Genomic DNA, 9,401 nt, shown 5'->3' on the forward strand with positions numbered 1-9,401 from the left:
ACGCCGACACGCTGGCCGAGGCCGCGCGGCAGGCCGCGCGCAAGGCCGCCAACCGGCTGACCGGGCGCAAGCCCGTGACCGATGTCCAGGTGATCCGCCTGCGCGGCTAGGTGGATTCCCGAAACCGTCGCAAAGGGTTCTTGCGGCAATGCGGCGGCGATCCTAATTTCCGGTCATCGCCTTCAACCGAGTGGAAGCCATGATCGGACGACTGAACCATATCGCGCTCGCCGTGCCCGACCTTTCGTCGGCGACCGCGCTTTACCGCGACACCCTGGGCGCCAAGGTCTCGGCCCCGATCGACCAGCCGGATCACGGCGTGACCGTCGTCTTCGTCGAGCTGCCGAACACCAAGATCGAGTTGCTCTATCCGCTGGGCGAGAAGTCGCCGATCGCCAATTTCCTCGAGCGCAATCCGGGCGGCGGCATCCACCATGTCTGCTACGAGGTCGACGATATCATCGCCGCTCGCGACAAGCTGAAGGCGGAAGGCGCCCGCGTGCTCGGCGACGGCAATCCCAAGATCGGCGCCCATGGCCTGCCGGTGCTGTTCCTGCACCCCAAGGATTTCCTCGGCACCCTGGTCGAGATCGAGGAAGTGGCCAAGGCGGCGTAAGCCGCCTCGGCCCCGAACGCGATGCGGACAGCATCATGACCGTCCTCGGCGGTATCGTCTTTTTCTCGATCACCTGGTGGCTGGTGTTTTTCGCCGTGCTGCCCTGGGGCGTGCGCAGCACCGAGGAAGCGGGCGTGCAGGCGGAACGGGGAATCCCTTCGGGTATTCCGCACCGCCCGCCGCTTCTGAAGAAGGTGCTGATCACCACGGGGATCGCCCTGGTGCTGCTGGTGGCTTTTTCGGTGGTCGTTCAATACGACCTGCTGGGCTACCGTCAGTTCATGGAAGCGCCCTGAGGCCCGATGTGGCGACCGGCGGCCCTGTTGGGGCCGCCGGCACCGGCCTTACTCGTGGACCGTATAGGCGCCGAGTTCGCACAGATTGACGCCGCGGTCGTCGATCTCGCTGCCGTCCTTGAACACGGTCTTGATGTCATAGGTGCAGGTGGCGCGACCATCGGCGACGGTGACATCCGTGGCGGCGCCGCTGGGCAGGGCATCTTGGCCCAGCAGGTTTTCTTCCCAGTCGCCGACATTGGCGGGCGAGAGATAGAACTCGGTCACGGCGGCGCTGGTGCCGTTGTTCAGGGTGAAGGTCAGGTCTTCCGCCAGGGCCGGTGCGGCGCCGGCCGAAATCGCAAGCAACGCGAACAATCCGCCTTTCAGCGCGGAGAATGGGCTCATTTGTCGGGGCCTCTTTCTTTTTGGGTCCGGTCGCCCTTCGGAGCGAGCCGGTCATGCCTGCGGCACGCACCATCATTCCCACGGCGGCCGCGACTTGGCCACCATCAAGACAAGATCATGAAGCCTGATGGTCAGAAGGCGAGAGGATAGCCCCCGAAACGACACAAGGCCCCGGAGGGCCTTGCGCTAACTCTGCACTTTGCACTGTCGGCAGCCGTTATATTTCGGCCTTGGTAGCCCCGACGGCGCTTCCTCCCTAAACTTGGGTGAGCCGAGCCGGCCCCCTTTTTCGGTGAGGAGGATGCTACTCAATAGCCGCATGGGAGTCACGCGGTTTCGTCATGTGTGCCCCGAAAAAGTGCAACATGCTTTTTTATCAGGCTTAAAAGCGCGTGAATCAGCAAGATGAGTACCGGTTTGTGACAATCGACTTCGACTAAAGTCTGGGGGTGGCGATTCGCCGCGGTGAATCCTGCACCGGCTGGCACGGGGCGGGATTACAAGCGGGTGCCGATTGCGTCGCGGCCCTGATTTCCCTACCTTCGCCGCCTGATCAACGAGAAATCCGCCATGCGTCTGTCCCGCTATTTCCTGCCTACCCTTCGCGAAAACCCGGCCGAAGCGCAGATCGTCTCGCACCGGCTGATGCTGCGTGCCGGCCTTGTCCGCCAGTCGGCCGCCGGCATCTACTCCTGGCTGCCGCTGGGCCTCAAGGTCCTGCGCAACATCGAGAAGATCGTGCGCGAGGAGCAGAACCGGGCCGGTGCCATCGAATTGCTGATGCCGACCATCCAGTCGGCGGACCTGTGGCGGGAATCGGGTCGCTACGAAGCCTATGGCAAGGAGATGCTGCGCATCACCGACCGCCACGAGCGCGAGATGCTGTTCGGCCCGACCAACGAGGAACTGATCACCGCGATCGTCCGCGACAGCATCAAGACCTACCGGGATCTGCCGCGGAACCTCTATCACATTCAGTGGAAATTCCGGGACGAGGTGCGCCCCCGCTTCGGCGTGATGCGCGGCCGCGAATTCCTGATGAAGGATGCCTATTCCTTCGACATCGACAAGGAAGGCGCGCGCCGGGCTTACGAGAAGATGTTCGTCGCTTACCTGCGCACCTATGCCCGCATGGGGCTGAAGGCGATCCCGATGGCGGCCGACACCGGCCCGATCGGCGGCGACATGAGCCATGAATTCATCATCCTGGCCGACACGGGCGAAAGCGCCGTCTTCTGCCACAAGGATCTGGTCGATTACGACATCCTCGGCACCGAGGTTGATTTCGACGCCAGCCTGACCCCGATCATCGATCGCTGGACCGGTCTCTACGCCGCGACCGACGAGAAGCATGACGCCGCCCGCTTCGACGCCGAAGTGCCGGCCGACAAGCAGATCGCGGCCCGGGGCATCGAGGTCGGCCACATCTTCTATTTCGGCACCAAATATTCGAAGCCGATGGGCGCCGTCGTCGCCGGCCCGAACGGCGAATCGATCGAACTCGAGATGGGCTCCTATGGCATCGGCGTCTCGCGCCTGATGGGCGCCATCATCGAGGCGAGCCACGACGATGCCGGCATCGTCTGGCCGGAAAGCGTCGCGCCGTTCAAACTCGGTCTCGTCAACCTGAAGGCGGGCGATGCCGTGGTGGATGCCGCCTCGACCAAGCTCTACGCCGCGCTGGAAGCCGCCGGGGTCGAGACGCTGTATGACGACACCGACGAGCGCGCGGGCGCGAAATTCGCCACCATGGACCTGATCGGCCTGCCCTGGCAGGTTCATGTCGGGCCGCGCGGCGTCGCCAGGGGCGTCGCCGAGATCAAGAACCGCAAGACCGGCGAGCGCACGGAAGTCGCCCTCGACGAGGTGGTGGCCAGGTTTACCGCGGCCTGAGGGCCGACGGGGGAGAGCAGGATGTTCCGTCGTTTCGAATGGATGCTGGCCGGGCGCTATCTGCGCGCCCGGCGTCAGGAAGGCTTCATCTCGATCATCGCCTGGTTCTCCCTGCTCGGCATCGGTCTGGGCGTCGCCACGCTGATCATCGTCATGGCGGTGATGAACGGGTTCCGCGCCGAATTGATGGGCCGGATCCTCGGCATCAACGGCCATGTCGTCGTCCAGGCGCAGTTCGGGCCGATGCCGGATTACGGCGATCTGGCGGCCAAATACGAAGCCCTGCCGGATGTGGTCAGCGCCATGCCCATGGTCGAGGCCCAGGTGATGGTCACGGCGCGGGGCCAGGCGGGCGGCGGTCTCGTGCGCGGCCTGTCCCAATCCGATCTGGCCCGCTTGCCGCTGGTCTCCGGCAATATCGTCGCCGGCTCGGTCGCCGATTTCACCGGCGATGATGTCGTGATGATCGGTCAGCGCATGGCCGACCGCATGGGCGTCCGGGTCGGCGATTCCGTCACCATCCTGTCGCCCACCGGCACGACGACGGTGGTCGGCACCACGCCGCGCATGAAGGCCTATCGCATCGCCGGCCTGTTCAACCTCGGCATGGCGGAATACGACAGTACCTTCGTCTTCATGCCGATCGACGCCGCGAGGGCCTTCTTCAGGACCGGCGAAAGCGTCTCGGCGATCGAGGTGATGATCCGCCAGCCGGATGACGCCGCCATGGTCGGCAAGAAGCTGATCGGCCTGTCGCCGGTCGGCACAAGGGCGACCACCTGGCAGGTGCTGAACGCCACTTTCTTCGGGGCGCTGGCGGTGGAGCGGAACGTGATGTTCCTGATCCTGACCCTGATCATCGTCGTCGCCGCCTTCAACATCATCTCGTCGCTGATCATGCTGGTGAAGGACAAGGGCAGGGGCATCGCCATCCTGCGCACCATGGGCGCGACCCAGGGCATGATCATGCGCGTGTTCCTGATCTGCGGCGCTTCGATCGGGGTGATCGGCACCCTCGGCGGCTTCGCCCTCGGTGTCGTCTTCTGCGAGAATATCGAGACGATCCGCCAGGCCCTGCAAAGCCTGACCGGCGCCCGCCTGTTCCCGGACGAGATCTATTTCCTGTCCAAGATCCCGGCCAAGATGGAGATCGACGAGACGGTGACCGTCGTGTTCATGGGCCTTGCCCTGTCGCTGCTCGCGACACTCTACCCGTCGTGGCGGGCGGCGCGGCTCGACCCGGTGGAGGCCCTGCGTCATGAGTGAGGCCTCGCTGCGCCTGACCGGCATCACCCGCAGCTTCGTTTCGGGCGAGGAAAAGCTCGATGTGCTGCGCGGCGTCGATTTCCAGCTCTTCCCGGGCGAGATCGTCGCCCTGGTCGGGCCGTCCGGCGCCGGCAAGTCGACCCTGCTGCATATCGCGGGCCTGCTGGAAAAGCCGACCTCGGGCGATGTCGTCGTCGGCGGTATTGCCGCCGGCCACCGCTCGGACCGGGAGCGGACGGGGCTTCGCCTGTCCCACCTCGGCTTCGTCTACCAGTTCCATCACCTGCTGCCGGAATTCACCGCGCTGGAGAATGTGATGGTGCCGCAGCTGATCGCGGGCGTGGCCAAGGTCAGGGCGCGGGAGCGGGCTCTGGTCCTTCTCGACAAGGTCGGCCTGACCGCGCGGGCGAACCACCGCCCGGCCAAGCTTTCCGGCGGCGAGCAGCAGCGCGTCGCCATCGTGCGGGCGCTGGCCAATCGACCCAAGGTGTTGCTGGCGGACGAGCCGACCGGCAATCTCGACGAGCGGACGGCGGATCTCGTGTTCGGCGAGCTTCTGCATCTTGTCCGCGACGAAGGCCTGTCGGCCCTGATCGCCACCCATAATCCGGCGCTGGCGGCGCGCATGACCCGCACCGTCCAGATGCACGAAGGCCGTCTGGTTCCGCTCTGAACCGCCGCCGCCCCGGTCGTCGCCCCGGCGAAGGCCGGGGCCTTTCGACCCGTTCGCACCCCATGGCGCCAGGATTCCGGCCTTCGCCGGAGTCACGCGGCGTTGGAGAGGGGAAGTCCCTGTCCTAGACTGGGGCTTCAGGAGAATCGCTCATGGCCTATGCCCCCTTCGTGCATCTGCACGTCCATACCGCCTTTTCGCTGTCCGAAGGGGCGATCCCGGTCAAGAAGCTGGTGGCATTGGCGCAGAAGGCGGGGATGCCGGCGATCGCCGTCACCGATACCAACAATCTGTTCGGCGCCCTCGAATTCTCGGATACGGCGGTGAAATCGGGCGTTCAGCCAATCATGGGCGTGCAGCTGTCGATCGCGCCGCCCGGCTCGGCCGAGCGCAGCGGTCGCCGGCCCGATCCCGACCCCATCGTGCTGCTGGCGCAGAATCCGGCCGGTCTCGTCAATCTCCTGAAACTGTCCAGCGCTGCCTATGTCGAGGCGGAGACGGGCCGCCCGCCCGAGGTGGCGATCGAATCCCTCGCGCCGCATGCCGAAGGCCTGCTGTGCCTGACCGGCGGCGCCAAGGGGCCGATCGGCCGCCTGCTGTTCGAGGGCCAGAAGGATGCGGCGCGTGAGCTGCTGGCCCGTTTCGAGGCGATGTTCCCCGGCCGCCTCTATATCGAGATCCAGCGCCACGGCATGGAAGACGAGGAAGCGACCGAGCCCGGCCTGATCGACCTCGCCTACGAGCGCGACCTTCCGCTGGTCGCGACCAACGACTGCTATTTCGCCGACGAGGCGACCTATCCCGCCCATGACGCCCTGCTGTGCATCGCCGAGGGCTCGACCGTCGGCAATACCGAGCGCCGGCACCTGACCCCCGGCCACCGTTTCCGCTCGGCCGAGGAAATGCGCGAGTTGTTCGCCGACCTGCCGGAGGCTGTGGATAACACCCTGGTGATCGCCAGGCGTTGCGCGATCCGGGCCAGGACCCGGGGGCCGCTGTTGCCACCTTTTCCCTGCGGCGAAGGCCACGACGAAATCTCCGAACTCCGCCGCATGGCGAAGGAGGGGCTGGAGATGCGCCTCGAGCGCCATGTCTTCACGCCCGCCATGGATGAGGAAAAGCGTAAGGAAATCTCGGTAACCTATTGGGAAAGACTGGAATTCGAACTGGGCATCATCATCAAGATGAAATTCCCCGGCTATTTCCTGATCGTGTCTGACTTCATCCAGTGGGCGAAGCGCCATGGCATTCCGGTGGGGCCGGGCCGCGGCTCGGGCGCGGGTTCGCTGGTCGCCTGGGCCTTGCAGATCACTGATGTGGATCCCTTGCGCTTCGGCCTGCTGTTCGAGCGCTTCCTCAATCCCGAACGCGTCTCGATGCCCGACTTCGACATCGACTTCTGTCAGGACAAGCGCGACCAGGTGATCCGCTATGTCGTCGACAAATATGGCTCGGACAAGGTCGCCCAGATCATCACCTTCGGTAAGCTGCAGGCCCGCGCGGTGATGCGCGACGTCGGCCGCGTGCTCGAGATGCCGCTCGGCCATATCGACAAGCTGGCCAAGATGGTGCCGAACAATCCGGCCAATCCGGTCACCCTGCAGGAAGCGATCGAGATGGAGCCCCGGCTCCAGCAGGCGCGGGACGAGGACGAGAACGTCAAGCGCCTGATCGATATCGCCCTGAAGCTGGAAGGCCTCTATCGTCACGCTTCGACCCATGCGGCGGGTGTCGTCATCGGCGACCGGCCGCTGGTCGATCTCGTGCCGCTCTATCGCGATCCGCGCTCGGACATGCTGGTCACCCAGTACAACATGAAATGGGTGGAGCCGGCGGGCCTGATCAAGTTCGACTTCCTCGGCCTCAAGACCCTGACCGTGCTCGACCTCGCGGTGAAGCTGATCAAGGACCGGGGCATCACCATCGATCTGGCCGCCCTGCCGCTCGACGACAAGCCAAGCTACGAACTGATGGCGCGGGGCGATACGGTCGGCGTGTTCCAGCTTGAATCCTCGGGGATGCGTGATGCCCTGAAGAAGCTGAAGCCCGACTGTTTCGAGGATATCGTCGCCATGGTGGCGCTCTACCGCCCCGGCCCGATGGACAATATTCCGAAATATATCGCCTGCAAGCACGGCGAGGAGAAGCCGGATTACCTGCACCCGACGCTGGAAGGCGTGCTGAAGGAGACCTACGGCGTCATCATCTATCAGGAACAGGTGATGCAGATCGCCCAGATCCTGGCGGGCTACAGCCTGGGCGAAGCCGATCTGCTGCGCCGGGCCATGGGCAAGAAGATCAAGGAGGAGATGGACCAGCAACGCATCCGCTTCAACCAGGGGGCGGAGGCGCGCGGCGTCGATCCCAAGAAATCCGACGAGATCTTCGACCTCGTGAACAAATTCGCCGGCTATGGCTTCAACAAGAGCCACGCCGTCGCCTATGCCCTCGTCGCCTATCACACGGCCTATCTGAAGGCGAATTATCCGGTCGAATTCATGGCCGCGATCATGACCCTCGATCTCGCCAATACCGACAAGCTGAATGTCTTCCGGCAGGAACTGGGGCGGATGAAGATTCCGCTGCTGCAGCCCGACATCAACCGCTCGGACGCCGATTTCGCGGTGGAGCAGCAGGACGAGGGGCAATATGCCATTCGCTATGCCCTGGCCGCGATCAAGATCATCGGCCATGACGCGATCGAGAAAGTCCTGGCCGAGCGCAAATCCGCCGGGCGCTTCCGTTCCCTCGCCGATTTCGCCAACCGGCTGGACCCGAAGTGGCTGAACCGGCGCCAGGTGGAAAACCTGGCCAAGGCCGGTGCCTTCGACAGTCTGGACGGCAATCGGGCCAAGGTCTGCACCGGCGCGGAACATATTGTCCGCTTCGCCGATGTCGCGACCCGCGAACGCCAGTCCCAGCAGGAGAGCCTGTTCGGCGGCGGCGCTTCCGGTCCGGCCGACGTGCTCACCTTGCCAGAAGTGCCGGACTGGACCGCCATGGACCGCTCCGCCAATGAATTCGACGCCATCGGCTTCTATCTCTCGGCCCATCCGATGGATTCCTACGGCAAGGTGCTCGACCGCCTCGGCATCACCAGGCTGGTGCAGGTGGAGCGGCGCATCGCCTCGGGCCAGGCCAAGCTGCGCATCGCCGGCATCATTCTGTCGCGCCAGGAGAAAGTGGCGAAGAGCGGCAACCGCTTCGCCTTCGTCAAGCTGACCGACCAGACCGGTGTGGTCGAACTCACGGTGTTCTCGGAAGTCCTGGTCATGAGCCGCGAGTTGCTGGAGCCCGGCACCCCGGTCCTCGTCGAGGTCGAGGGGCGGATCGACGGCGAGATGGTCCGCATGATGACCCAGAAGATCGACAGCCTCGACCGGGTGGTCGCCAACGCCGGGACGGGCGTCCGTCTCTATCTTGCCGATACCCGAAGCATCGACGCCATGAAGGGCGTCCTCGCCAAGGTGCCGAAGGGCAAGGGCCGCATCGCCATCGTCCTCGGCTTCGAGGAAGAGGCGCGCGAGCTGGAATTCGAACTGCCCGACCGCTTCGCGGTGAGCCCGACCGTGATCCAGCACTTCAAGGCGGTGCCGGGGGTGGAGCGTGTCGTGGAGCTTTGAGGGGGAACCGTTGACGCTGGCCATTGTCGGGTGACACTCTGGGCGTAGAGGTGCCGCTATGTCCGTTAAACCCTCGATCCCGCTGTCGGACGAACAGCTCGCCTTCGCCAGGAAGCTGGTGGAGGAGGGGCGTTTCGACAGTATTGGCGATGTCGTCGGCCTGAGCCTCGATCTTCTTCGCCAGCACCTCGCAGGCGATGGAGGTGCGCCCGAGCGGCTCAAGGCCCTGCTGCTGCGGCGTCGCGAAGGCGCATTTGTCGAGGCTGAGGAATTCGATCACCGTCTCGATGTCATGATCGCCGCGAAGCGCCGCGCAAATGGCGTATCGGCTTGAGTTTTCCGCCGACGCCGAGCGGGATTCAATCGACGAGCGAATGAAATGTTTCGGTAAAGAGGCAGAGCATCCGTATGGATTCGTCTATCATCGTTTCATCAATTTCCGCCGCAGCCGCTATTATAAGCGTCGTTATGACTTATTATTTTACGAAAAGAAAAGAACGAGAAGCAGAATGGCGAAAAAATAAGAACCTGACTCAAAAGCCTACTATCGCGCGAGCCTTCTGATGGCGAGTTGGATCGAGGCGAGGGTGACGAAAGCGCGAAGGGTGTCGGCGAGGTTTTCCCAGTCCTTGGCGAGGCGTCGGTTG

General features: G+C 64.2%; 8 protein-coding genes. 7 read left to right on the top strand and 1 reads right to left on the bottom strand.

The window, feature by feature from the left end:
- Window positions 1-199: 199 nt before the first annotated feature.
- Complete coding sequence (gene mce, locus WAZ62_RS17070) at window positions 200-616, top strand: methylmalonyl-CoA epimerase (RefSeq protein ID WP_422644739.1); 417 nt, start codon at window positions 200-202, stop codon at window positions 614-616.
- Between the two features lie 35 nt (window positions 617-651).
- Entirely contained in the window at window positions 652-912 is a 261-nt protein-coding gene (locus WAZ62_RS17075) for a DUF1467 family protein (protein ID WP_422644740.1), read from the top strand.
- Window positions 913-960: 48 nt separating this feature from the next.
- Here the strand turns inward: WAZ62_RS17075 and WAZ62_RS17080 are convergent, their stop codons facing one another.
- On the bottom strand, window positions 961-1,299 hold the full coding sequence (locus WAZ62_RS17080; RefSeq protein ID WP_422644741.1) for a hypothetical protein: 339 nt from the start codon (window positions 1,297-1,299) through the stop codon (window positions 961-963).
- 570 nt (window positions 1,300-1,869) lie between these two features.
- On the opposite strand from WAZ62_RS17080, the gene proS reads away from it, so the two are divergent.
- The 5 genes from proS to WAZ62_RS17105 all read left to right on the top strand — a co-directional run bounded on the left by proS (window position 1,870) and on the right by WAZ62_RS17105 (window position 9,088).
- Window positions 1,870-3,192 carry a proline--tRNA ligase gene (proS, locus tag WAZ62_RS17085; RefSeq protein ID WP_422644742.1) on the top strand — a complete coding sequence of 441 codons (1,323 nt, stop codon included), beginning with the start codon at window positions 1,870-1,872 and terminating at the stop codon, window positions 3,190-3,192.
- A 21-nt stretch (window positions 3,193-3,213) separates the two neighbouring features.
- Window positions 3,214-4,458, top strand: coding sequence for a lipoprotein-releasing ABC transporter permease subunit (locus WAZ62_RS17090; RefSeq protein WP_422644743.1), 1,245 nt, complete (start codon window positions 3,214-3,216; stop codon window positions 4,456-4,458).
- Window positions 4,451-5,131: an ABC transporter ATP-binding protein gene (locus WAZ62_RS17095; RefSeq protein ID WP_422644744.1), complete on the top strand. Its 681-nt coding sequence runs from the start codon at window positions 4,451-4,453 to the stop codon at window positions 5,129-5,131. Before WAZ62_RS17090 ends, WAZ62_RS17095 begins: the two co-directional genes overlap by 8 nt.
- Window positions 5,132-5,283: 152 nt before the next feature.
- The gene (gene dnaE / locus WAZ62_RS17100) at window positions 5,284-8,754 is read left to right on the top strand and encodes a DNA polymerase III subunit alpha (RefSeq protein WP_422644745.1); all 3,471 of its coding nucleotides are present in this window, start codon (window positions 5,284-5,286) and stop codon (window positions 8,752-8,754) included.
- A 58-nt stretch (window positions 8,755-8,812) separates the two neighbouring features.
- Window positions 8,813-9,088, top strand: coding sequence for a hypothetical protein (locus WAZ62_RS17105; protein WP_422644746.1), 276 nt, complete (start codon window positions 8,813-8,815; stop codon window positions 9,086-9,088).
- Window positions 9,089-9,401 lie beyond the last annotated feature (313 nt).

The sequence above is a fragment of the Zavarzinia sp. genome (assembly GCF_049306435.1).
Classification (GTDB): Bacteria; Pseudomonadota; Alphaproteobacteria; order Zavarziniales; family Zavarziniaceae; genus Zavarzinia.